At 65.3% G+C, this 23,238-nt stretch carries 16 protein-coding genes, 1 tRNA gene and 1 other annotated feature; of the genes, 9 read left to right on the top strand and 8 right to left on the bottom strand.

Annotated elements, in window-relative coordinates; genetic code table 11:
- Window positions 1–47: 47 nt before the first annotated feature.
- Window positions 48–104: a sequence feature (sul1 is cis-regulatory element that is thought to sense ions involved in sulfur or methionine metabolism; They are found in Alphaproteobacteria), on the bottom strand.
- Window positions 105–600: 496 nt separating this feature from the next.
- On the top strand, window positions 601–1,815 hold the full coding sequence (locus ACFFU4_RS06305; RefSeq protein WP_377068195.1) for a CaiB/BaiF CoA transferase family protein: 1,215 nt from the start codon (window positions 601–603) through the stop codon (window positions 1,813–1,815).
- Complete coding sequence (locus tag ACFFU4_RS06300) at window positions 1,812–2,546, top strand: glutathione binding-like protein (RefSeq protein WP_377068193.1); 735 nt, start codon at window positions 1,812–1,814, stop codon at window positions 2,544–2,546. The genes ACFFU4_RS06305 and ACFFU4_RS06300 overlap by 4 nt, the downstream gene beginning before the upstream one ends.
- A gap of 315 nt (window positions 2,547–2,861) precedes the next feature.
- Here the strand turns inward: ACFFU4_RS06300 and ACFFU4_RS06295 are convergent, their stop codons facing one another.
- The 6 genes from ACFFU4_RS06295 to ACFFU4_RS06270 form a co-directional block, all read right to left on the bottom strand.
- Window positions 2,862–4,091 (bottom strand): metal-dependent hydrolase family protein, encoded by a 1,230-nt coding sequence (locus ACFFU4_RS06295; protein ID WP_377068191.1) that lies wholly within the window; start codon window positions 4,089–4,091, stop codon window positions 2,862–2,864.
- A 33-nt stretch (window positions 4,092–4,124) separates the two neighbouring features.
- A complete protein-coding gene (locus ACFFU4_RS06290) occupies window positions 4,125–4,769 on the bottom strand; it encodes an isochorismatase family protein (RefSeq protein WP_377068189.1) in 645 nt (214 codons plus the stop codon).
- A 20-nt stretch (window positions 4,770–4,789) separates the two neighbouring features.
- On the bottom strand, window positions 4,790–6,100 hold the full coding sequence (locus tag ACFFU4_RS06285; RefSeq protein ID WP_377068187.1) for a TRAP transporter large permease: 1,311 nt from the start codon (window positions 6,098–6,100) through the stop codon (window positions 4,790–4,792).
- A gap of 1 nt (window position 6,101) precedes the next feature.
- The gene (locus tag ACFFU4_RS06280) at window positions 6,102–6,629 is read right to left on the bottom strand and encodes a TRAP transporter small permease subunit (RefSeq protein ID WP_377068185.1); all 528 of its coding nucleotides are present in this window, start codon (window positions 6,627–6,629) and stop codon (window positions 6,102–6,104) included.
- Window positions 6,626–7,258, bottom strand: coding sequence for a TetR/AcrR family transcriptional regulator (locus tag ACFFU4_RS06275; protein ID WP_377068183.1), 633 nt, complete (start codon window positions 7,256–7,258; stop codon window positions 6,626–6,628). Before ACFFU4_RS06275 ends, ACFFU4_RS06280 begins: the two co-directional genes overlap by 4 nt.
- Window positions 7,259–7,322: 64 nt before the next feature.
- Window positions 7,323–8,447 (bottom strand): C4-dicarboxylate TRAP transporter substrate-binding protein, encoded by a 1,125-nt coding sequence (locus ACFFU4_RS06270; RefSeq protein ID WP_377068181.1) that lies wholly within the window; start codon window positions 8,445–8,447, stop codon window positions 7,323–7,325.
- Between the two features lie 623 nt (window positions 8,448–9,070).
- On the opposite strand from ACFFU4_RS06270, the gene ACFFU4_RS06265 reads away from it, so the two are divergent.
- Both ACFFU4_RS06265 and ACFFU4_RS06260 read left to right on the top strand, forming a co-directional pair.
- Entirely contained in the window at window positions 9,071–10,378 is a 1,308-nt protein-coding gene (locus ACFFU4_RS06265; protein ID WP_377068179.1) for an efflux RND transporter periplasmic adaptor subunit, read from the top strand.
- A complete protein-coding gene (locus tag ACFFU4_RS06260; protein ID WP_377068177.1) occupies window positions 10,375–13,470 on the top strand; it encodes an efflux RND transporter permease subunit in 3,096 nt (1,031 codons plus the stop codon). The genes ACFFU4_RS06265 and ACFFU4_RS06260 overlap by 4 nt, the downstream gene beginning before the upstream one ends.
- Before the next feature lie 460 nt (window positions 13,471–13,930).
- Here ACFFU4_RS06260 and ACFFU4_RS06255 read toward each other — a convergent pair.
- A tRNA-Leu gene (locus tag ACFFU4_RS06255) sits at window positions 13,931–14,017 on the bottom strand.
- Window positions 14,018–14,162: 145 nt separating this feature from the next.
- Between ACFFU4_RS06255 and ACFFU4_RS06250 the strand changes: the two genes are divergently transcribed.
- Entirely contained in the window at window positions 14,163–15,143 is a 981-nt protein-coding gene (locus tag ACFFU4_RS06250; RefSeq protein ID WP_377068229.1) for a complex I NDUFA9 subunit family protein, read from the top strand.
- Window positions 15,144–15,149: 6 nt separating this feature from the next.
- On the opposite strand, the gene ACFFU4_RS06245 is transcribed toward ACFFU4_RS06250, so the two are convergent.
- Window positions 15,150–15,953, bottom strand: a complete 804-nt coding sequence (locus tag ACFFU4_RS06245; protein ID WP_377068175.1) for an undecaprenyl-diphosphate phosphatase — start codon at window positions 15,951–15,953, stop codon at window positions 15,150–15,152.
- A gap of 217 nt (window positions 15,954–16,170) precedes the next feature.
- Here ACFFU4_RS06245 and ACFFU4_RS06240 point away from each other — a divergent pair, with 217 nt between their 5' ends.
- From ACFFU4_RS06240 to gltB, 4 genes are all read left to right on the top strand, one after another.
- The gene (locus ACFFU4_RS06240; RefSeq protein ID WP_377068173.1) at window positions 16,171–17,604 is read left to right on the top strand and encodes an NAD(P)-dependent oxidoreductase; all 1,434 of its coding nucleotides are present in this window, start codon (window positions 16,171–16,173) and stop codon (window positions 17,602–17,604) included.
- A gap of 114 nt (window positions 17,605–17,718) precedes the next feature.
- Window positions 17,719–18,162, top strand: coding sequence for a GFA family protein (locus ACFFU4_RS06235; protein ID WP_446692661.1), 444 nt, complete (start codon window positions 17,719–17,721; stop codon window positions 18,160–18,162).
- A complete protein-coding gene (locus tag ACFFU4_RS06230) occupies window positions 18,159–18,584 on the top strand; it encodes a GFA family protein (RefSeq protein WP_377068169.1) in 426 nt (141 codons plus the stop codon). The genes ACFFU4_RS06235 and ACFFU4_RS06230 overlap by 4 nt, the downstream gene beginning before the upstream one ends.
- A gap of 5 nt (window positions 18,585–18,589) precedes the next feature.
- Window positions 18,590–23,122, top strand: coding sequence for a glutamate synthase large subunit (gene gltB / locus ACFFU4_RS06225; RefSeq protein ID WP_377068167.1), 4,533 nt, complete (start codon window positions 18,590–18,592; stop codon window positions 23,120–23,122).
- The last annotated feature ends 116 nt before the right edge of the window (window positions 23,123–23,238 follow it).

Raw genomic sequence — 23,238 nt, 5'->3', positions numbered from 1 at the left:
ACCTTGCCGTGCGCGCGGGGCCGGTGTGCATCTGCACGGGTGTCTGTCGTTGTCCGGCGGATCGGCGGCCGGAAGAGCCACCCGGGAACGATCCCGGGTCCATCTTTGCTGCGGCGCGGCATAGGCGGTCCCGTGACGGAGCGCAACCCGATAGCGCCGCGCGACCCGTCCTGGTGCCGGAATGACACCGCGCGCCGAATCTCTGCCGCGTCAGCGCCCCGGAGAGGGGGCGTGGCGGCGCGGCTCCGGGCCTTGCCGTGACCGGCGGTGCGCGGTCTGCGACAGCGGCGCGATTGCCGGGGCGCTCAAGACGTTTGCGGCGGCGTTGATGGCGGACACCGGGCCGCTGGCGATGGATGCCATCGGCGCCACCAAAAGGACTGGTTGGGTGCCGACGGTCATTGATGGGCGCTGATACCAGTGCGGGCGCAGCGCCTTGTTCCACACCGCAGAGATCGCCGCCGTCTGACGGAAGGCCGATGCGCCGATGTGACACTGGACTGATATTTGCCCGCGCTTTAGGCTAACGGAGAAGGCGGTTTGCCCGCGCGATCCGAACGGCCCTGTCTCACACCCCCCCTCAAACCGGAGGTCAGCAAAATGTCCGGACCCTTGCACGGATTTCGGGTGATCGACCTGACAACGATGATCTCGGGGCCGCTGGCCACCATGACGCTCGCCGATCAGGGGGCCGAGGTGATCAAGATCGAGCACCCCGAGGGCGGCGATCTCAGCCGGCAGGTCACCGGGCGGCGGGGCGGATTCTCGGCGTCGTTTCTCAACAACAACCGCGGCAAGGCGTCGGTCACGCTCAACCTCAAGCACCCGCGCGGGCGCGAGGCGGCGCTGCGGCTCTGCGAGACGGCGGATGTGATCGTGCAGAATTTCCGCCCCGGCGTGGCCGAACGGATCGGGCTCGGAGAGGCGGCGGTGCGCGCGGTCCGCCCCGACATCATCTATACCTCGATTTCGGGCTTCGGGTTCGAGGGGGACTGGGCGGGCAAGCCGGTTTATGATCCGCTGATTCAGGCACTGTCGGGGCTTGCGAGCGTGCAGGGCGGGGCGGATGCGGCGCGCCCCCGGCTGGTGCGCACCATCCTGCCCGACAAGCTGACCGCGATCCAGACCGCGCAGGCGATCACCGCCGCGCTGCTGGCGCGTGCCCGGACGGGCGAGGGCAGCCATGTGCGGGTCTCGATGCTCGACACCGTGCTGGCCTTTTTGTGGAGTTCGGACATGGCGGGCCATACCTTTGTCGGCGCGGAGGTGCCGCCCGACAAGGGGGGCGAGGCGCAGAGCTTTGTCGAGCTGATCTACCAGACCGCCGATGGCTGGATGGCGGTCTCGGCGCATACCGACAGCACCTGGAAGGGGCTCGCGGCGGCGGTGGGGCGGCCCGACTGGCTCGATGACCCGCGCTTTGCCACCGTGGCCGCGCGGGAGGAAAACAAGCCCGCCCGGCTGGAACTGACGCAAGAGGCGCTGCTTGACGACACCACCGACAACTGGATGCAGCGGCTGAGCGACCATGACGTGCCCTGCGCGCCGGTTCTGACGCGCGATCAGGTCTATCGCCACCCGCAGGTGCAGGCCAATGGCATCGTGATCGAGCAGGACCACCCGCAGGCCGGCCCGATCCGCCAGACCCGCACACCGGCGCGGTTTTCATCCACCCAGCCCGAGGCACCGCAGCCCGCCCGCCGTCTGGGTGAGGATACCCGCGCCGTGCTTGCGCAGGCGGGCTATGACGCCGACACCATCGACGAAATGATTGCAGAGGGCATCGCCACCGACACGCAGGAGAGCCCCGGATGATCGACCTCTATTTCGCGCCCACGCCCAACGGCTGGAAGGCCGCCATCATGCTGGAAGAGACCGGCCTCGCCTATCGCCCGATCCTGATGCGGCTGAGCGAGGGCGACCAGTTCACGCCCGAATTTCTGGCGATCAGCCCCAATGCCAAGATGCCCGCCATCGTCGATCACGCGCCGGGCGCGGATTGGGGCGACGACCCCGTGACGGTGTTCGAATCCGGGGCAGTGCTCTTGTACCTCGCCGACAAGACCGGGCAATTCGTCCCGCCCCGGACCGATCTGCGCGCCCGCAAGGCGCTGATGGAATGGCTGTTCTGGCAGGTTGGCAATCAGGGGCCGATGGCCGGTCAGCTCAGCCATTTCCGCAACTATGCGCCCGAGGGCGACCGCGCCTATGGCTTCGAGCGTTACCTTGGCGAATACGACCGCAACCTTGGCGTGCTGGAAAACCGCCTGGACGGGCGCGAGTACATTCTGGGCGACTATTCCATCGCCGACATGCTGGCCTTTCCCTGGGCCTTCATTGCCAAGCCGCTTGGCGCCTCGCTCGACGCCTTTCCCCGCGTGGCCGACTGGCGCGCGCGGATCAAGGCGCGCCCGGCGGTGCAGCGCGCCATCGACCTGCACAAGTCGGAGCAGAACAGGGGGCAACACCGCGCCGACAACAACACGGTCCTGTTCAACCAGTCCGCCGCGTCTCTCAGGTCCAGGGCGAAAGGCAATCGCGACTAGCGCGTGTCGCGTTCATCCGCATTCACGCGACACGCTTGTCTTATGCTGACCCCGGCTCTTATGCGAAGAGAGAGCCAGCGGTTTGCAGTCTGCCGATCCTCGACAGGACGGAGACCAGGGATGCCGAAACGCAAGCCCCACGCGCCCGGGATCAAGGCGAAGGTCGCGCCGGGGGGCCCTGAAGGGCGAGGCGAGCGCCGCCGATCCGCTGTGCCGGTTCCGACCGAAGAACCAGACCATTCGGCGGGCTTGCACCGGACGGCCGGTTCACCGTGCACAAGAGATCGACGGTGCAGGTCAGACCTGTCCGCCGGATTACAAGCTCCGCTTGATGGCGTGGCCGTCCTTCATGATGACGGCAAGATGCTCGCCTTGCCCGTCGAGCAGTGAAAGATCCTTGAGCGGGTTCCCCTCCAGCATCACCAGATCCGCATGCGCGCCGGGCGTGATCGCTCCGATCCGGCCCTCCATGCGCATCACCCTGGCCGCATCGAGCGTTGCCGAGCGGATCACGTCATGGGCGGGAAGGTATCGGCCGCGCAGCGGAAACTCGCCCGACTGATACTGCTGCATACCCCCGAGAAGGTCCGATCCATACCCCATGGTCACGCCTTCCTCGTGCAGGATGCCGAGCGCGTCCAGCCCGGCATCGCGGACATCGGCGACCTTTGCCACGGATTCGGGCGGCAAGCCAAAGTCTGCACCACGGGTCCCGAGCAATTCATAGGTGATATTCGTCGGCACCACGACGGCGTCCTGCGCGACCACGCGTTTCGCGGTTTCCCGCTTTATCAGGTTGGCATGCTCGATCGAGCGGATACCCGCATCGAGCGCACGGTTGATCGCCTCGTCGGTATAGAGATGCCCCGCGACATAGGTCTCGGCGTTCGCCGCCTCCTCGACGGCGACCTCGAGTTCGGCCACCGAGAACCCCATGAACCCGATCGGATCGGTCGGAGAGGACACCCCGCCATTGGCCATCAGCTTGATGAATTTCGCGCCGCCCTTGACCTCTTCGCGGCAGGCGCGGCGCATGTCGTCGACGCCGTCCACGATGCGGCCCATGGCGCCGATCTGGTCGCGGTAGAAATCGACATTGCGCGGATTGTAGGGGCCGCGGTAGTCGGTATGCCCGCCGGTCTGGGACAGCGCCTTGCCGCAGATCACCAGACGCGGGGCCACGATCAGCCGCTCCTCGATCGCATCGACAATGCCGATATCGGCCCCGCCAAGATCCCGCACGGTGGTGAAGCCGCGCATGATCATGTTCTTCATCAGCCCCATGGCGCGGTAGGCCAGCAGCGAATTGGGCAGCGCCGCATTCGCCCCCAGATCGGCCGTGGTCGCGATCACATGGACATGGCAGTCGATCAGTCCGGGCAGCACGAAACGACCGCTGGCGTCGATCTCGTCGTCACTGCTGACCGACACCTTGTCCGAGACCTCGCGGAAAATGCCGTCCTCGATGACGATATCCTGCGGGTCGGCGGGGCGGTCCCGCGATCCGTCGATGATGCGGGCGTTGCGGATGATCTGCATGCTCATGGTGGTTCCTTTTCTCGGGTCTTGTCGGGTGGGTCAGGCGTTCAGGCGCCCGACGCGTTCGATGTAGTCGATGACCTCGTCAGAGGTGGTCTGGTCGACATAGCGGCGCGAGATGTCGCGCAGGTTGTCCAGATGCGGCTGCTCCTCGTGATCGCCCACGCAATCCTCGGGCACGATGGTGCGGAAGCCGTATTGAAAGCTGTCGATGCTGGAGGCGCGAATGCAGCCGCTGGTGGTGCAGCCGGTCACGATCACCGTATCGACCCGCTGCCGGATGAAGAACGGCACCACCGGCGTCTGGAAGAAGATCGACGGTCCGGTCTTGCAGACCTTCACGTCATGGTCCGGATCGTAGATCGAGGGGTCGAGTTCCGAGCCGGGGTGCTCGTGGCGGAACTGCTCGCGCACCGCCGAGATCTTCCAGTAGGGCATGTCCGCCTCGTCCTTGTAGGCGGTATAGCAGCTCGCAACGGGGATGTTGTTGCGGCGCGCGACCCCGAGCAGGCGCGCGGTATTCTCCAGCCCGCGCATGATCAGGGGCGCCCCGCCAAGCGGATAGCGATCCTCGGTAAACGCTTTCTGGAAATCGATGACCACGATTCCCGGGCGCTGCCCGTAGCCGACCGGTATTTCTCCGTATGACCGCCCGGCGTAATCGGCGTTGGCGAAAGCTGTCATGGCGGTTCCCTCCCGTGTGTTCAGTTATAGACAAGCGATGGCAGCCACAGCGACATCGCGGGTATGAGGACGATCAGCAGGAGCGCCACGAAATCCATCGCGATGAACCAGCTCACTCCGCGAAAGACCTCGGGCAAGGTGACGATGTTTCCCAACGCCCCCTTGATGACATAGACGTTCAGACCGATGGGCGGCGTGACAAGCCCCACCTCGAGCAGCTTGATCACGATGATCCCGAACCAGATGGCATCTATTCCGGCGGCATCCACAAGCGGCAGGATGAGCGGCAGGGTCAGCAACAGCAGGCCGATGGAATCGATCAGCATGCCAAGGATGAGATAGATCACCGCGACCGCGAAAAGGATCCACCACTGGCTGTCGCTGACCGACAGGATCATCTCCGAGAACGCCGTGGGCAGGCGGGACATGGCGAGAAACTTGGTGAACAGCACCGACCCGATCAGGATCAGGAAGATCGCCGCCGTGCTCTGGAGCGTGTTGACCACCGCCGCCTTGAACCCGGCAAAATCGAGGCTGCGTCGCAGCATGGCGATGCACAGGGCGAAGAACGCCCCGAGCGCCCCCGCCTCGGTCGGCGAAAAGTAACCCGTGAAAATCCCGCCGAGCACCAGAATAATGAGCGTCGGCAGAGGCCATATTTCCCTGAGCGCCGCCAGCTTCTCCGCGCGGGTCGCGTCCACCACAACCTGCCCTGCGAGGGCCGGATTGGCCTTGACCCTGACCATGATCATCATCGCATAGAGCAGGGCCGAGACCAGCCCGGGAATGAATCCGGCCATGAACAATTGCCCGACGGAGACCTGCGCGTAAACGCCGTAGAGGATCAGCAGAACGCTCGGCGGTATCAGCGAGCCGAGCGTGCCGGAAGCGGCGATCGTGCCCGTGGCGAGCCCCTTGTCATAGCCGTTGCGGAGCATCTCGGGCACCGCGATCCGCGACATCGCGGCCGCCGTGGCCACGCTCGACCCCGACGCCGCCGCGAAAAACGTGCAGGCCCCCACGCTGGAAATCGCGAGCCCGCCGGGCAGCCGTGCCAGAAACAGCCTGAGCGCCGAGAAGAGCCCGCTTGTGAGCTTTCCCTCGGTGGCGAGGTAGCCCATGAACAGAAACATCGGCGCGGCGGTCAGCTCCCATTGCCCGATGAAGTCGAACGGTGTCGATGACACCACGCCCCATGCGACGCGCATGTTGGTGATTTCGGCAATGCCTGCGATGGAGACGATGCCCAGCACCACGCCGATGGGAAACCGCAGCGCGATCAGGACAAGCGTGACGGCGATCGCGATGACTCCGATGGTTGTATTGTCCACGTCAGAGCGCCTTTCGCAAACGGACCGCCTTGAGCATGTTCGCAAGAACGGCGATCAACAGCCCGAAGAAGCCGATGGGCAGGGCCCAGCGGCTCGGCCAGATGTAGAAGATGTAATTCGACATTATGGTCTCCTGGCGCAGGCTCGAATTCCAGGCGTCCAGAAAGCTCTGCCGCAGCATGATCGCGAAAAACACGAGGCACAGGAGGCCGCTGAGCAGGTAGAGCACGAATTGCACGGACCGCGGCATCATCTGGACAAACAGATCCACGCGGATGTGCTCGTTCCTGAGTTCCACGAACCCCATCGGAAGCATGACCAGAAGGATCATGTAGTAATAGGAGACGATCTCGAGCGTGCCGATCAGGTTGACCGCACCCGTCGCACGCGCCACGACATCGGCGGTCACATGCAGCATCATCAGCAGCAGAGCGACCGAGGCGAGAACGATAAAGCCCGTATTCAGGGCATTTATGATGCGGTCGATACGATCGGCAGTCCTGCCTGCCGGAGATTGCGCATGTGTCATGCCGCGCCTTCCCTCGACTGGTTCTGACGCGACAGCTTCAGCAGGTCTTTCCAGTAATCTATCGTCTCACGGAAAAGGGCGGGCTCGTCGCGCCAGATGGTTTGCGTGGCCATGCCCCGCGCCAGACACATGATGGCGGTGATCTCGATTTTCTGCCGCCGCTTGTCGGGTGCACGATCGCCGCCCTCGGCGATCCGTTCCCAGATCAGGGCATAGGCATCGTTGAATTCCTGCGCCACGGGCACGAGCGCCGCCCTGATTTTCGGATCGGTTCGGGCCGCGTTCACGAATTCCATGGACACCATGTAGAGGTCACCCGAGAAACGCTCCCAGACGAAGTCGATGAACTGGTCCACGTTCAATTCGTGTTCGACAACGGAATCGGCGATGCGCTCCGCCTCGGCGGCCTCGCGGAGCAAGAGCAGCCTCAGCGCTTCTGTCATCAGCGATTCCTTGGTATGGAAATGATGCAGGAGCGCGCCACGCGACACGCCGGCCCGCATCGCCACCTCGGTGGTCGATGTGTTGATCAGCCCCTTGTCCTTGATGCAGGACAACGTCGCTTCGAGAATGCTGGTCGTGGTTGCCAGGCTGCGTTCCGCCTGGGTGCGGCGCTTTTGTGTCGACATGACCCCGTCCGGTTGCAGGAGTGCAAGGAAGGGCCCGCAATGTCGCGGGCCCTGACAGTTGCCGTTACTGAACGCCGTAACCGGATGCGTCGATCTTGCTGTAGATCTCGCGCATCGCCAGATCGGTCAGCGCGTCGACATCGGACCGGTCCACATCCGCGAGCAGCTTTTCCCACTTTTCGTGCGTTGCGATGAAATCGTCAATGACGGCCTTGCCGTTGCTCAGACCGTAGGTTTCCTCGGCCGTCCGATAGGCCGTCTCAACCGAATTCGCCCGGTAGGCCTCGGCCGACGCGAGCAGATCCTCGGCCGGCTGATAGACGTTATTGCCCTTCTGCTTGGCCAGTTCGAGCTTGGACTCGGCGCTGTCGACATAGTTGACGATCATCTGCGACATCGCGCGCGCCGTGGCCTGCATCAGGATCTCGCGCTGCCCGGTTGTCAGCCCGGCCCAGAATTCGGGATTGTAGCCCCATTGCGGGCCGGTCCAGTACATGCCGGTGGACAGCATCGTCGTGTGCTCGGCCACCTCCCAGAGCGACCGGTCGATCAGGTCGTTGGCGGCGTTCGAGGCACAATCGAGGGTGCCGCGTTCGAGCCCGGTATACATCTCGCTCGAAGGCACGTTGACGGGAACGCCGCCGGCCTTCTCGACCCATTGCGACACGCTGGACCCGGCGGTGCGGATCCGCTTGCCCTTGAACTCTTCCAGGGTGCGCACCGGCTCGCGGCAGAACAGCACGTAGGGCGGTGTCGCGTAGGAGCCGAGATAGACCACGCCCTTGTCCGCCCATTCCTGAAGCTGGGTCGGGTTGTTCATGCTGAAATCGGTCGATGCGAAGATCATGACAAGCGGGTCGGAATAGTTGAACCCAAGCTCCTGCACGCTGTTGGCAACGGGCATTTCCGACGGGGTGTAGACCGCCGCGTGATGCGCCACCTGCACGACGTTGTCGCGGATGCCCTGAAGGTTCGCGCGCGGTGCCAGTAGCACCGTCCCGGTGTAGACATCCGGCTGCAGCTCGCCGTCAGAGAGATCCTTCACGATCTCGGCCCACGCGATATAGCCGTCCTTGGAATGCGGATGCTCCGCAGCATAAAAAGAGTTGGCTGTGAACTGGACCTCGGCCGACGCGGTGCCTGCCAGGAGTCCGATAGCTGCGACGCTGGCCATGAGTGTCTTGGTCATTTTTGTCTCCCTGTGACTGTCCCGAGCAATCGGGTTTTCGACACCACGCAGTGTGAAGCCTGATGTTACAAACAGTCAAGACTGTTTTTATCAGTTGGCGGACCGGCAAGCCAACGCTGCAGTGAGCCGCCGACGGGCCTTGTCATGGCGCGCAGCATCCGCCCTGCAACCCGGACCCCCTCTGGCGAAGAAATATGACCGCTTCGGCTGGGACCGCGACCGTGGCAGTTCTGGACAACCGCAACGCGCCCTGCTCCACTGTTGCGCTCCGACAGCTCTCCGCACATCCGGAACGAGAAAACGTCAGGGATGGTGATGAGCAATAACGATATCAAGAGCTTCGGGAGGTTCGTCCAACCCAAGCTGCCGTGTGGCCCCGCCCCTCTCGCGTCCGCGTCGTCAGATGATTAAAATCCATAAATGCGCCAAACCAGCTTGAGTCTTGATCGTTGTCAAATCCGTAAATCAACTATCGATACAGGGTATTCGTAGCCATAAGGCCGCCAAGGCACATGGATCAGGCTTCGTTCACCGTTGATGGACGTGCTTCCATGCGAGCATCCTGTTACGACGACCGGGTCATGTCTCGGGCAAAGGCAGGACAACGAGAAAGGGGAACATTCATGAGGGTCTGGCGCATGTTGCGGCTCTTTCCTCCCGTTGTTATCGGCCTCGGTGTAACGATCTGGCTTGTCTCGACAGCCGCGCCGCCCGCGCAGACCGAGCGGCCGGAGCGCGAGGTCGTGGCGCGCACGATCCGCGTCGAAGCGAGGCCAGTCGCGCCCGTGGTTCGGGGCTACGGCACGGTGCACGCGGCACAAAGCTGGCAGGCGGTGGCCGAGGTCGCGGGCGCTATTACCTATCGCCGCCCGGAGCTCGAGACCGGCAACATGATCCCCGAGGGGACACGCGTGCTGGAGATCGACCCTAGCCGTTACGAAACGGCCTTGCAGGAGGTGCGCGCGGACTTGAACGCCTTCGAGGCCGAAGGGCGTCAGATCGAGCAGGAGGCCGGGAATACCCGCCTGATCCTCGGGATCGAACGGGACCGCCTTGCGCTTGCCGAGACCGAGCTGGCACGGGTGCGGAGACTCGCCGAACAGGGCACTGTTCCGCAGGCGCGGCTGGACGAGCAGACGCGGGCGACGCTGGCCTTGCGCCGCACCGTGCAGGAGCTTGAGAACACACTCGCCCTCACCCCGGTGCGCGAGGCGCGGCTCGACGCGCAGATCGCCCGAGCCGAGGCCGCCCGCGCCCGCGCCGAGCGGGACCTGCGCATGACCAGGATCGAGACCCCCTTCGATCTGCGGGTGGGCGAGGTGCATGCCGAACGGCATCAGTTCGTGACCGTCGGCCAGTCTCTGGTCAGCGCCGATGGCGTCGCGCAGGCGGAAATCGTGGCGCAGATGCCGCTCGAAAGTTTTCCGCGGCTGATGGGGTTCGCCGCGACGGATGGTGTTCGGTTCGGCGCCGGCGAACGTGACGCAATACTCGGGCGGATCACCGCCCAGGTGCGGCTCGTTTCCGATCCGGAGCAGGTCTGGCGCGGGCAGCTCATCCGGGTCGAGAACGGCCTCGACCCGCAGGCCCGGTCGGTTCCCGCCGTGATCGCGGTGAATGCGCCATACGAGGGGGCGCACCCGCCCGCACGCCTTCCGCTGGTCCCCAACATGTATGTCGAGGTGACGTTGACCGGGCCTGCGGGCGCGCCGGTGATCGTCCTGCCGGCGCAGGCGGTGCATGGTGGCGATACCGTCTATCTGCGCGACGCTGAGGGACGGCTCGAGATGCGCGAGGTGACCGTGGCCTGGACACAGGCGGGCGAAAGCGTAATCGCCGAAGGACTCGACGCCGGTGACGAGGTCATCCTCGACGATATTGTGCCCGCGCTGCCGGGACTGCGCGTGCGCGCGCTGGAGCCGGCCGAATGATCGCGTGGTTTGTCCGTCATCCGACCGCGGCCAATCTTCTTCTGGTGCTGATCGCGGCGGCGGGGATCATGGCCGCCCCGACCCTCAAGCGCGAGACCTTTCCCGATTTCCGCGACACCGAGGCGGAGATTTCCGTGGTCTATCGCGGGGCCACGGCGAGCGAGGTGGAAGATGCGATCTGCCGCCGGATATGGGACGCGGTCGATGCTGTTGAACATCTGCAGGAGCTGACCTGCACCGCGCAGGAAAACATCGCCCGCGCCGTGGCCACCATGGCACCGGACGGAGACGCTGGTCGTTTCGTCACCGATCTGCGCACAGAGATTTCCGCCGTCGACGATTTCCCGGATGAAGCCGACCCCGCCACCGTGCGGCAATTGCACCGCTCCGACGCGGTGGCCTCGGTTGCCGTGGCCGGCGACATGCCACCCGCGCAGCTCGAACTCTATGCGGCGGAGTTGAAGGACAGGCTCGGTGCCCTGCCGGACGTGGCCGAGGTGACGATGACCGGCTTTGGCGCGCGTCAATACCGGATCACGGTGGCCCGCGCCGTGTTGCTGCAGCACGGGCTGACCGTGTCCGAGCTTGCCGAGCGGATCAGCGCGCAAAGCCTCGACCGGCCATTGGGCAGTCTTGAAACGGACGCACAGGACATTGCCCTGAGACTTGCCGAAGAACGCCGCAGCCCCGAGGCGCTGGCGCGCATCGTGGTCCTGTCGCGGCCAAACGGGGCCGAGCTGACCCTCGGCCAGATCGCCGCGATCGAGGAGACCTACAGCCCCGAGGAAGAGCGCGCCTTTCTCGACGGACAGCGGGCGGCGTTCCTGCAGGTCGAGAAGTCGCTCGGCGCGGATGCCTTGCGGGTCTTCGACGCGGTGCAGGCGGTTGTTGCCGAGGAACGCGATCGCCTGCCGCCGACGATCCGGATCGAGGTTGTTCAGGACATGACCAGCATCGTGCGCGACCGCCTCGTGATGCTGGTGCAGAACGGGGTGATCGGCCTGATCCTCGTTGTGGGTGTGATGAGCCTGTTCTTTCGCCCCGGCTACGCGATCTGGGCCGCGCTCGGGCTGCCGGTCGCCTTTCTGGGGGCCTTTGTCGTAATGGCCCTGACGGGGCTCACGCTCAATATGATCACGCTGGTGGCGCTGCTCATGGCCATCGGGATCGTGATGGACGATTCCATCGTGATCTCGGATGCCATCTCGGACGAGTCCGCGACGGGCACCTCGCGGATCGAGGCGGCCATCGCGGGCACGAAACGTGTCCTGCCGGGGGTGCTGTCATCCTTCGCGACGACCGTGGCGATCTTCGCGCCGCTGTCATTCCTGTCCGGAGACCTCGGTGCCGTGCTCGAGGTGCTGCCCGTGGTCCTTGTCGCTGCCCTCGCCGCGAGCCTGATCGAGGCGTTCTGGGTCCTGCCGCACCACCTTTCGCACGGGCTCAGATCGACCGACACCCCGCCATCGCGGTTCCGCGCGGGGTTCGAGCGCGGCTTCGGGCGGCTGCGCGACAGGGGGCTTGGCGCGCTCGTGGATGGGGCCGTAACATGGCGCTATCTCGTGACCGGCCTGACCCTGGCTGCGATGATCGTGACAATCGGCCTGTTGCGCGGCGGGCATATCCAGCGCGAAGCACTGCCCGATATCGACGGCGATGTGCTTGAGGCCCGAATCCTGATGCCGCAGGGCACACCGCTCGACAGGACTGACGAGGTCGCGGCCCGCGTCGCGGCAGCGCTGGAAAAGGTCAACGGGCAGCTTTCGCCTGACCAGCCCGACGGCGCGGCCTTGGTGCAAAGCGTGCAAACCATCTTCAACAGGAACGTCACCGCAGGCGAGACCGGCCCGCATGTCGCCACCCTGTCCGCCGACCTGCTGGGGGCCGGGCGTCGCGTGACCACGCTCGACGAGTTGATCGCAGCATGGCGCGCGGAAATCGGCGCGGTGCCCGGCGCAATCGCCATCACCCTGACCGAGCCGGGCATCGGCCCGCAGGGCCGCGCCGTCGAAATCCGGCTCTCGGGGCCGGACCTTTCAACGCTGGAACAAGCGGCGAACCGTCTTCTGGCCGAGCTTGAAACCTATGCCGGAATCTACAACGCGATGCACGATCTGCGCCCCGGACGCCCCGAGTTGCGGCTGACTCTGGCCGAGGGGGCCACCGGCCTCGGGCTGACAGGGCGCGACATCGCCGATCAGGTCGGTGCGGCGTTTCTGGGCCGGATCGTGATGACTGTGCAGGACGGCGACATCGCGCACGAGATCGAGATCGAACAGGCGCCGCGAGATCGCAGCACGCTCGAGGACCTGACCACCTTCGAGATCCGCCTGCCCGACGGCACGCGCACGCCGCTTGCCACCGTCGCCCGGATCGAGGCGGCGCGCGGCTGGGGACGCGTCACCCATGTCGATGGCCGACGCACGGTGACGGTCGCTGCGGATGTAGACGGGCGCATCGGCAACGCCGACGCCATTGTGAGCGACGTGATCGCCGGGTTCCTGCCCGGGCTGGCCGAAAATTTCCCCGATGTCACGGTCTCCATCGAGGGTCAGAACGCCAATTCCGCCCAGACCATGGGGTCGATCCTTCGCGGCTTCCTGATCGGACTGGTCGGCATCTATGTCGTTCTGTCCTTCCAGTTCCGCAGCTATGTCGAGCCGGTCATTGTCATGCTGACCATTCCGCTCGCGCTCGTGGGCGTGGTTCTGGGGCACATGCTGATGGGCTACAACATCTCGATGCCGTCGATCATGGGGGCGGCCTCGCTGGCCGGGATCGTGGTCAACAATGCCATCCTGCTGGTCCAGGTGATCAAGCGCCGGATGGGCGAGGGCGCCCCGGCGACCGAGGCCGCCGGGCTGGCCAGCCGCGACCGCTTTCGGCCCATCGTGGTCTCGGTCTCGACCACCCTCATGGGGCTCGCGCCGCTGCTGCTGGAAACGAGCACACAGGCGCAGACGGTCAAGCCGCTGGTGATCTCGGTGGTGTTCGGTCTGTTCAGTGCGACCGTGCTCGTGCTGCTGGTGCTGCCCGCCTTTTACGCCATCCTGGATGATCTCCGACCAGGCCACCAATCGCAGCGGACTTGAAAGCGCGGTGGCGCGAGCGCTGCAGACGCGGGTCGCCGAGGTTTCCTGCGCGGCTCGATCGCCAATCTGCCATCGCCGCGGTAAACGTTTTCCGGATCTTGCGCAGCGCGGTCGCAAGGCAGGGAGGGGATGCCATTCCCTCCACGATTGCAGAATGTCTTGGGTGATCCTGACGTAAACCTGTTTGTCACCGCCGGACAGGCTCCCGTTCCCACGCAGCCACAATCCTCAGTGGATCGCGTGTCCCGAGCGACCATTCAACGGCACGCTTGCCTAGAAACGCTTGTAGCTTCTCTGACCTTATCGGCCTTCTATACTTTGCGTTGCCGGTCTTTCCGAGCTTCAGATATTCTCTCTCGATTTCCACTACCAACCTCATGGCCGACACCCAACGCTGTGTAGCGTTCGTGTAGTGGTTTTCACGCTAAGTGCATGAAAAGTCAATGATTTCAATGGAAAGTGGTGCCCAGGAGAGGACTCGAACCTCCACGGCCTTGCGGCCACTGGCACCTGAAGCCAGCGCGTCTACCAATTCCGCCACCTGGGCAGGTGTCGTGGGGCGGCGTTTAGACCCAGCCCGGACGGGTGTCAACGGCGATTTTGCGCGATTTGACGCGTGGGCGTTATCGTCTTGTCGCGGGGTCATGGCGGCGTTAGGAAAGGACAGGATCACGCGCAGCCCGGAGGCCCCGATGTCCAAGCTCGTCACCATCTTTGGCGGATCAGGTTTCGTCGGACGCTACATCGCGCGACGCATGGCGTCGGCGGGTTGGCGGGTGCGGGTGGCGGTGCGCCGCCCCAACGAGGCCATGCACGTCAAGCCCTATGGTGTGCCCGGGCAGGTCGAGCCGGTGTTCTGCAACATCCGCGACGATGCCAGCGTGCGCGCGGTGACTCGCGGCGCGGATGCCGTGGTCAATTGCGTCGGCACCTTCGACCGCGGCGGGCGCAACAATTTTCACGCCGTGCAGGACGAGGGCGCGACGCGGATCGCGCGCATCGCCGCCGAGGAGGGGGTGGCGCGGCTCGTGCATCTCTCGGCCATCGGGGCGGACCCTGAATCGGCGAGCATCTACGCCCGCACCAAGGCTGCCGGGGAGGCCGGTATCGCGGCGCATTTTCCGCAGGCGGTGATCCTGCGCCCCTCGGTGGTGTTCGGTGCCGAGGACCAGTTTTTCAACCGGTTCGCGGGGATGGCGCGGTTTTCGCCGGTGATCCCGGTTGTCGGCGGCGACACCCGGTTTCAACCCGTCCACGCCGACGATGTGGCCCATGCGGCGGCGAAGGCGGCCATGGGCGCGGCAGAGCCGGGCATCTACGAGCTTGGCGGGCCGGAGGTGGCCACGTTCCGCGAATTGATGAAGCTGATGCTGCGGGTGATCCGGCGGCGGCGGCTGATTGTCGGTATCCCGTTCGGGATCGCCTCGATGATGGCGGCGGGGATGGAATTCGTGGAAACGATCACCTTCGGCCTCGTGCCGCCGCAGGTCACGCGCGATCAGGTGCGCAGCCTGCGGGTGGACAACGTGGTGAGCGTGGGCGCCCGCACCTTCGCCGATTTCGGGATCGAGCCGGTCGCGATGGAGGCGGTCCTGCCTGACTATTTGTGGCGGTTCCGGCTTGCGGGGCAATACGAGGCGATCCACGAATCCGCCCGCAATCTCAAGGCGTAACGCCCCTCAGCCATAGGCGAGGGCAAGCAGCACCAATCCGAGCGCGACGCGGTAGATCACGTAGGGCGTAAAGCTCACCCGGTCGAGAAACCGCATCATCAGGCTGAGTGCCGCGAGGGCCGCGGCGAAGGCGAAGGCGGCGGCTGTCGCGGCACCGGCCAGGACGGTCGGATCGGGCTCCATCGCCGCTTCGGCACCGAGCAGCACGCCGCTTGCCACGATAGTGGGAATCGACATCAGCATCGAGATGCGGGCCGCCTCGTGCCGTCGGTATCCCAGGATACGTGCGCCGGTGATGGTGATGCCCGAGCGGGAGGTGCCCGGGATGAGGGCGATCGCCTGCCAAAGGCCGGTCACGATCGCGTCGGTCACGGTCCAGTCCGCGATGGATTTTTTGTGCGGACCGATCCGGTCCGACCAATAGAGAACCAGCCCGAAGATGATCGAGGTCCAGCCGATCACGGCGACCGAGCGCAGGCTTTCAGTATGGCCGGAGAGCTTGAGCAGGGCCCCGGCGACGATCACCGGGACGGTGGCGATGAGCAGAAGCAGCGCCAGCCGCGCGCCGGGTGTGTCAACGCGCCCCGTGAGGGCGCGCGGCAGGCCGGCAAGGGCGATCCGCACATCTGACCGGAAATACAGGACCACGGCGAACAGCGTGCCGACATGGACGGCCACGTCGATGACCAGCCCCTGATCGGCCATGCCGGTGAGTTTCGGCAGCAGGATGAGGTGGCCGGAGGAGGAGATCGGCAGAAACTCGGTGATTCCCTGAATGATGGCGACGAGGAAGATGTGAAACAGCGTCATTCCGGGGGGTCCTGCTTGCGACGCTGGCAGCTATAAACCTTTGTGTTTCCGACGCAATCGGCAATACAGGTCCGCATCGGACCTAGAATTCATGATTTCTTAACTTTCTGCGTGGGAAATTTGGTATGTTTTCGTATATAGGTCATATATTCTGACTTTTAATCGGATAATCCATGCGATAGAGACGTGCGGTGGAAGGATTCCGGGAGGGCACGTTGTGGCGAAGCAACCCATGCTGAAATTCGTGAGCGTCGGGCGCGACATGCCCGAGAAGCGGACGGCGGAGGCGCGCAGGCAGGATTTTCATGAAATCTATGCCGAATATGCCGATGCCAAGGCCAAGGAACAGGCCGGGCGGTGCAGCCAGTGCGGCGTGCCGTATTGCCAGACGCATTGCCCGCTGCACAACAACATCCCCGACTGGCTGCGCCTAACCGCCGAGGGGCGGCTGAAAGAAGCGTATGAAATCAGCCAGTTGACCAACACCTTCCCCGAGATTTGCGGGCGTATCTGCCCGCAGGACCGGCTGTGCGAGGGCAATTGCGTGATCGAGCAGGCGGGCCATGGCACCGTCACCATCGGCGCGGTGGAGAAGTACATCACCGACACCGCGTGGGAGGAAGGCTGGGTCGAGCCCATCTCGCCCACCTCAGAACGTATTGAATCCGTTGGGATAATCGGCGCAGGCCCCGGGGGGCTGGCAGCCGCGGACGTGCTGCGTCGGGCGGGTGTTCAGGTGACGGTCTATGACCGCTACGACCGCGCAGGCGGGCTGATGACCTATGGCATCCCCGGCTTCAAGCTGGAGAAGGACGTGGTGATGCGCCGGGTCGAGCAACTGGCGCAGGGCGGCGCGGAATTCGTGCTCGATTGCGATGTCGGGACGGATATCAGCTTTGACGAAATTCGTAATAAACACAATGCGGTACTGATCGCCACCGGGGTCTACAAGAGCCGCGATCTGGAGGCGCCGGGCGTGGGTGCGACGGGCATCGTGCGGGCCATCGACTACCTGACCGCGAGCAACCGGGTGAGCTTTGGCGACAGCGTGCCGGAGTTCGACAGCGGCGAGCTGAATGCCGAAGGTAAACAAGTGGTTGTGGTTGGCGGTGGCGATACCGCAATGGATTGTGTGCGCACCGCCGTGCGGCAGGGCGCGACATCGGTCACCTGCCTCTACCGCCGCGACCGCGACAACATGCCCGGAAGTCAACGTGAAGTGGCCAATGCCGAGGAAGAAGGCGTTGTTTTTGAATGGCTTAGCGCGCCATCAGGGTTCGCGGGCGATCCGGTAAACGCGGTCCGGGTGCAGAAGATGCGCCTTGGCGCGCCGGACGCGACGGGCCGCCAAAGCCCCGAGCCGATCGAGGGCGCGGTCGAGGACGCGCCCGCCGACCTCGTGATCAAGGCGCTGGGATTCGAGCCGGAAGACTTTCCAACCCTTTGGAATCAAAAGGAATTGGAGGTCACGCGCTGGGGCACGGTCAAGGCCGAGTTCACCACCGGGCGCACCACGCTGCCGGGCGTCTACGCGGTGGGTGACATCGTGCGCGGCGCGAGCCTCGTGGTCTGGGCGATCCGCGACGGGCGCGATGCGGCGGCGGCAATCCTCGAAGATCTGGGCGCGGCGCAGGCCATCGCGGCGGAGTGAACCTGCAGGTTCACGCCGCGAACCGCAAGGTTCGCGGCGCGCGGTGTGACGGTGCTGCAAGGGTTTAGCAAGGATACGAGCCCGGCCTCAAAAAAGACAGGACAGGTGACCCAAATGGGTGAAGCCAGGAAACCAGAGTCGGACGAGTTGACGGGGCGTTGCCTCTGTGGGGCCGTGAAGGTCACGGTTCGGTCCCATGCGGTGGCCGTCAGCGCCTGTCACTGTTCCATGTGCCGCCGCTGGAGCGGCGCGGCGATGTGGGTGCTGGAGGCACCGGGTGACGCGGTCGAGGTGACGGGGCCGGTGCAGCGCTATCGCTCGTCGTCATTCGCCGAGCGCGCATGGTGCGCGGAATGCGGCACGCAGCTCTGGATCAAGGACGACGATGGACCCTACGAGGTGTCGCCGGGGCTGTTCGACGGCGCGCGGGGGCTGCCCCTGTCGCACGAGATATACGTGGACCAGGCGTTTGCCAGCGTCGTGCTGGCGGGCGAGCACAAGCGCATGACGCGGGCCGAGTACGAGGCGTCGGAACGATACGTGGAGGGCGAGGCATGAGCGGGGCCACGCGGATCGACGGCCGGTGCCTGTGCGGTGCGGTCACTGTAAGCGCCATGGTCGAGACGCCCGCGCTGCGCGCCTGTCACTGTGACATGTGCCGAAGGCACACGAGCGGCATGTTCATCTCGGTTGCCACTCTGCCCGGCAGTGTCGAGGTCAGCGGCCCGGCCACGTCGTTCCGGTCGTCGGCATGGGCGGAGCGCGGGTTTTGTCAGACCTGCGGATCGACGCTCTGGTACGGGACGGTCACGGATGGCGTGCGCCACCCGGCGGCAGGATTGTTCGACAGTGCTGCGGGTGGCGAGATGAAGGTGGAGTTCTACGCCGACATGTGCCCGCACGGATACGGGCTGGCCGGTGGGCACCGGAAACTGACGACTGAAGAAACGGAAGCGCTGTTTGCGCCGGATGAGGAGTGATCGCGATGTCGGATTTCGATAGCAACTGGGCAGCCAAGGAAGAGGCCAAGCGCGACTGGCTGGCCGAGCGCGGCATGTATGCCCACGAGGAGGAGCATTCGTCCTGCGGCGTGGGCCTTGTCGTCAGCATCGACGGCAAGCCCTCGCGCAAGGTGGTGCAGGCGGGGATCGACGCGCTGAAGGCGATCTGGCACCGCGGCGCAGTGGATGCCGACGGCAAGACCGGCGACGGCGCGGGCATCCATGTGCAGATCCCGGTGCCGTTCTTCTATGATCAGATCCGGCGCACCGGGCACGAGCCGAACGAGAGCCGGCTGGTGGCGGTGGGGCAGGTGTTCCTGCCGCGCACCGATTTCGGCGCGCAGGAGCGCTGCCGGACCATCGTGGAGACCGAGGTGCTGCGGATGGGGCACACGATCTATGGCTGGCGGCATGTGCCGGTCGATGTGTCCTGCCTGGGCGAGAAGGCCAACGCGACGCGGCCCGAGATCGAGCAGATCCTGATCTCGGACGCCAAGGGGCTGGACGAGGAGAGCTTTGAGCGCGAGTTGTATGTCATCCGCCGCCGGATCGAGAAGGCGGCGCAGGCGGCGGGCGTGGCCGCGCTCTATATCGCGAGCCTGTCGTGCCGCAGCATCATCTACAAGGGCATGATGCTGGCCGAGCAGGTGGCGGTATTCTACCCCGACCTGATGGACGAGCGGTTCAAATCCGCGTTCGCGATCTATCACCAGCGCTATTCCACCAACACGTTCCCGCAATGGTGGCTGGCGCAGCCGTTCCGGATGCTGGCGCATAACGGCGAGATCAACACGCTGAAGGGCAACCTCAACTGGATGAAGAGCCACGAGATCCGCATGGCGTCGTCGGCCTTTGGCGAGATGGCAGAGGATATCAAGCCGATCGTGGCGCAGGGATCGTCGGACAGTGCCGCGCTCGATGCCGTGTTCGAGGTGCTGGTGCGCGCGGGCCGCAAGGCGCCGATGGCCAAGACCATGCTGGTACCGGAATCCTGGTCCAAGCAGGCCGAGGACCTGCCCGCGGCGTGGCGCGACATGTATTCCTACTGCAACAGCGTGATGGAGCCGTGGGACGGTCCTGCCGCGCTCGCCATGACCGATGGCCGCTGGGTCTGTGCCGGGCTCGACCGCAACGGCCTGCGGCCGATGCGCTATGTCGTGACCGGCGACGGGCTGCTCATCGCCGGGTCCGAGGCGGGCATGGTGCCGGTGGACGAATCAGACGTGCGCGAAAAGGGCGCGCTGGGCCCCGGGCAGATGATCGCGGTGGACATGACCGAGGGCCGCCTGTTCCACGATGCCGAGATGAAGGACAAGCTGGCCGGCTCGCAGCCGTTCGGCGAGTGGGTCGGCAAGATCAACGAGCTTGACTATGTGCTCTCGGGCGTGACCGAGGCACCGCTCTTCGAGGGCGGCGAGTTGCGGCGGCGGCAGATCGCGGCGGGGTACTCCATCGAGGAGATCGAGTCGATCCTCGCGCCGATGGCCGAGGACGGCAAGGAGGCGATTGCGAGCATGGGCGATGACACGCCCGCCGCCGTGCTGTCGCGGCAATACCGCCCGCTGAGCCATTATTTCCGGCAGAATTTCAGTCAGGTGACGAACCCGGCGATTGATTCCCTGCGTGAATTCAGGGTGATGAGCCTCAAGACCCGGTTCGGCAATCTCAAGAACGTGCTGGACGAGAGTAGCGCGCAGACCGAGATCATCGTGCTGGAGAGCCCGTTCGTGGGCAACGCGCAGTGGCAGGAGATGATCCGTGCCTTCGAGACGGATGTGGCCGAGATCGACTGTACCTTTGCACCGGGGCCGGGCGCGTTGCGCGCCGGGCTGGAGCGCATCCGCGCCGAGGCCGAGGATGCCGTGCGCTCGGGGATCGGACACCTGGTGCTGAGCGATCACGGGCTGAACGAGGCGCATGTGGGGATGCCGATGATCCTCGCCACGAGCGCGGTGCATTCCCATCTGACGCGCAAGGGCCTGCGGACGTTTTGCAGCCTCAACGTGCGGTCGGCGGAGTGCATCGACCCGCATTATTTCGCCGTGCTGATCGGCGCGGGGGCGACCACGGTGAACCCCTATCTCGCCGAGGACACCATTGCCGACCGTGTGGCGCGCGGCCTCATCGAGGGCAGCCTGACCGAGGCGGTGGCGCGGTATCGCGCGGCGATCGACCTGGGGATTCTCAAGATCATGTCGAAGATGGGGATTTCGGTGATCTCGTCCTATCGCGGCGGGCTGAATTTCGAGGCGGTGGGTCTCAGCCGCGCGATGTGTGCCGAGTATCTCCCCGGGATTGTGAGCCGGATCAGCGGCATCGGGGTGAGCGGCATTCAGGCCAAGCTGGAGGAGGTGCATGGCCGCGCCTTCGGGGGCGGGCAGGATATCCTGCCGATCGGCGGCTTCTACAAGGCGCGCAAGTCGGGCGAGACCCATGCCTGGGGCGCGCAGACCATGCACATGATGCAGATGGCCTGCGACAAGGCGAGCTATGCGCTGTGGAAGCGGTATTCGGCGGCGCTTCAGGCCAACCCGCCGATTCACCTGCGCGACCTGATGGCGATCAAGATGCTGGGCGAGCCGGTGGCGCTGGAGGACGTCGAGAGCGTGACGGCGATCCGCAAGCGGTTCGTGACGCCGGGGATGAGCCTCGGGGCGCTGAGCCCGGAGGCGCACAAGACGCTCAACATCGCGATGAACCGGATCGGCGCGCGCAGCGACAGCGGCGAGGGCGGCGAGGATCCGGCGCATTTCACCCCCGATGCCAATGGCGACAACCCGAGTGCCAAGATCAAGCAAGTGGCGTCGGGACGGTTCGGCGTGACGGCGGAATACCTCAACCATTGCGAGGAGCTGGAGATCAAGATCGCGCAGGGGGCCAAGCCCGGCGAGGGCGGGCAGCTTCCCGGCATGAAGGTGACGGACCTGATCGCAAGGCTGCGCCACTCGACGCCGGGGGTGACGCTGATCAGCCCGCCGCCGCATCACGACATCTACAGCATCGAGGACCTGGCGCAGCTCATCTATGACCTCAAGCAGATCAACCCGACGGTCAAGGTAACGGTCAAGCTGGTGGCGCAGTCGGGGGTGGGCACGATCGCCGCCGGGGTGGCCAAGGCCAAGGCCGACGTGATCCTCATATCGGGGCACAATGGCGGCACCGGGGCGAGCCCCGCCACCTCGATCAAATATGCCGGGCTGCCGTGGGAGATGGGCCTCACCGAGGCGCATCAGGTGCTGAGCATGAACAACCTGCGCAGCCGGGTGACGCTGCGCACCGACGGCGGCCTGCGCACCGGGCGCGACATCGTGATGGCGGCGATGATGGGGGCCGAGGAATACGGTATCGGCACCGCCGCGCTCATTTCCATGGGGTGCATCATGGTGCGGCAGTGCCAGTCCAACACCTGCCCGGTGGGCGTGTGCACGCAGGACGAGGACCTGCGCGCCAAGTTCACCGGCAATGCCGACAAGGTGGTCAACCTGATCACCTTCTACGCGCAGGAGGTGCGGGAAATCCTGGCAAGCATCGGTGCGCGGTCGCTCGACGAGGTGATCGGGCGCGCGGACCTGCTGACGCAGGTGAGCCGCGGCTCGGCGCATCTCGACGATCTCGACCTCAACCCGATGCTGATCACCATCGACGGGGCCAAGGACATCCGCTACGACCGCACTCGCCCGCGCAACGAGGTGCCCGACACGCTCGACGCCGAGATCGTGCGCGACGCGGCGCGGTTCCTTGAGGATGGCGAGAAGATGCAGCTTCACTACACGGTGCAGAACACGCACCGGACGGTGGGCACGCGGGTCAGCAGCCATATCGTGCGGCGCTTTGGCATGCGCAACGGCCTGCAGCCCGATCACCTGACCGTGAAGCTGCGCGGCAGCGCCGGGCAATCGCTGGGCGCGTTCGCGGCGCCGGGGCTGAAGATCGAGGTCTCGGGGGATGCCAACGACTATGTCGGCAAGGGCCTGTCGGGGGGCACCATCGTGGTGCGCCCGCCGATGGAGAGCCCGCTTGTCGCGCATGACAACACGATCATCGGCAATACGGTCCTCTATGGGGCGACCGAAGGATACCTGTTTGCCGCGGGCCGGGCGGGCGAGCGGTTTGCCGTGCGCAACTCGGGCGCGCATGTGGTGGTCGAGGGCTGCGGCAGCAACGGCTGCGAGTACATGACCGGCGGCGTGGCGGTGATTCTCGGCGGGATCGGGGCCAATTTCGGTGCCGGCATGACCGGCGGCATGGCCTATATCCATGACCCCGAGGGCCGCGCGCCGGCGCTGGTCAACGGCGAGACGCTGGTCGCCTGCCCGGTGACCGAGCCGCACTGGCAGGAGGAACTCAAGGGGCTGATCGAGCGCCATCTCGCCGAGACCGGCTCGCGGCGGGCGGCGGATATCCTGCAATACTGGGACCGCGAATTGCCGCGTTTCGTGCAGCTTTGCCCGCGCGAGATGCTCGACAAGATCGCGCATCCGCTGGGGGTGGAGCCGGAGGCGATCCCGGCGGAGTGAGTTCGGCGTGCGCGGGGGGCGCTTGTGTCCCCCGTCGCATGAGTATTTTTGCCAAGAAGAAGCCGGGCGCGTGCCGGGGCCGCGCCGATCCGGGCATTTTCGCCAGTCAAACCCCG

Origin of the sequence: Roseovarius ramblicola, assembly GCF_042430665.1 — a bacterium.
In the GTDB taxonomy this organism is placed as follows: domain Bacteria; phylum Pseudomonadota; class Alphaproteobacteria; order Rhodobacterales; family Rhodobacteraceae; genus Roseovarius; species Roseovarius ramblicola.
This window is presented reverse-complemented; position numbering and strand designations above follow the sequence as displayed.